Below are 1,973 nucleotides of genomic sequence, written 5' to 3'. Positions count from 1 at the left end.
ACAGCAAGATATTTGGAAATGTATGTAAATACAGTTATGAATTAGAGGATGCACAATATAAGGATTTTGTTAAAGTAGAAGGCAATACGATTACATTTGATAAGAATCTGGAAAAAGGTAAAGAGCTTAAAGTGGATATGTACTGTACTGTTTCAGATCAGAAGATCAAACTGCACACGTATACATTTACAGTAAAAGAAGGCGGTCCATCAGGTGGTTATGGAACAGAAGAGTATCCGTTTGCAATCAAAACAACAGAGGACTTTAATGCATTTGCCAAAGATTATAGTTTTAATATGAGTGAGTCACATGTGGCATTATTGGCAGATCTGGACTTTTCAAACAAAAAATTCGAGTATGTAAGCGCAGATTTTAAAGGCATCTTTTATGGAAACGGACACAGCATTTCAAATATAAATCTCAAAGAGGCCAGAACGAATTCAACAGGAGTGTTTCATACAATATCCGGTGGTCTGGTGATGGATCTGATAATAAAGAATTGTACGGTTGTTCAAAACTCCAATTATTCAAATAGTAGTACCGGAACATTGGCTGGTACTGTAAAAAACAATGGAAGAATTTTCAGATGTGAAGTTATAGAAGGTAATGTAACGGCATCAAAAGACAGCGGTCATATTTATGTGGGTGGTGTTGCAGGAGAACTGGATGGCGGTATATTGGAAGGTTGTATTGTACGTGATTCGCAAGTGTCAAGCGGAATAGCCGGAGCAAATGATCGTATTGGCTGTCTTGCCGGAAACGTAAAAAATAAAAGCTGTATTACCTATTCAGGAAGAGAAAAGAGTGGCCTGAGGGCTATCTGTACAAATGCATATAGTACTGCAGGGGGGCTTGTCGGCTCAGTAAGTGATTCAACTATAAATACTTGCTGGGGATTTCAGGTAACAGATTCAGATAAATATGATTCTGTTATGAAATTTTATGGGTATTATGGAACTTTTGTAGGAAATGCTTACAATTTGAAATCATCCGGCTGCATTCAGTATAATGGTAGTAATGCAAGTGGGTTAAATATGGTTATTGTTGGACATGTGGATAGAGGTTCCGGTATGTCTGTTTATAAAACAGATGATTTTACCTGTGATAAAGTAGGAATTGTACCAAAATCACAGTATCTGACGAATGATACAAGTGTTAAAGGTAATCCGGTACGTCTGGCTCCTGTAACAATGACGCTGCGTACGGATTCTGTAAAGAAGTCGTATTATCATGGAGAAAAACTCGAACTAAACGGCTTGGAAGTAATTACAGAAGCAGGAAAATTGTTTAGTACAGATAATATGCCTTATGAAGTAGAAACAGATTATAATCCAAATAAGTCTGGCAGCTACAATGTAAAGATTTCTGTAGGAAAGATAAGCAGCAGCTTCCAGGTTACCGTAGCAAAGAAGCCACACCATTTCCAGCAGACCGTGAAAAAGGCAACCTGTACGGAAGATGGAGTTACGTCCTATAAATGTACAGACGCAGGCTGTAACGAAACGCTGAAGGAACAGATCAAACCGGCACTTGGACACGATATGGAACATTATGAAGGTGCTCCGGCGACCTGTCAGAGTAAAGGAACGAAAGAACACTGGAAATGTAAGCGCGAAGGCTGCGAAAAGATCTTCCTTGACAAAGAAGGAAAAGAGAGCGTTACACAGGCACAGCTCGTAATACCGAAGAGTGATGAACATGCATGGAGTGACTGGGAGTTTATCGGTGAGGGTAAACATAAACGTCACTGTACTACGAAAAGATGTACGGCGGTAGAAGAAGATAACTGCACCACAGATGCACCGAAGGAAAAAGTAACAAAGGCAACGACTTCCAAAGACGGAAAAGTTGAAAAGAAGTGTTCGGTTTGTGGAAATGTATTTTCTTCTGAAGTCCTTCCAAAAGCATCCGGTATCAAGATCGCTGCAACATCTTATACCTACAACGGCAAAGTGAAAACACCATCCGTAACA

The 1,973-nt window shown here is 39.4% G+C and carries 1 protein-coding gene; it reads left to right on the top strand.

Features of this window, described 5'->3' with window-relative positions:
• A partial coding sequence (locus DXC04_RS15305; RefSeq protein ID WP_199692561.1) for a bacterial Ig-like domain-containing protein occupies nucleotides 1–1,973 on the top strand: 1,973 nt, incomplete at both ends.

It is taken from the genome of Dorea sp. OM07-5 (assembly GCF_003481355.1).
In the GTDB taxonomy this organism is placed as follows: domain Bacteria; phylum Bacillota; class Clostridia; order Lachnospirales; family Lachnospiraceae; genus Dorea_D; species Dorea_D hominis.
This window is presented reverse-complemented; position numbering and strand designations above follow the sequence as displayed.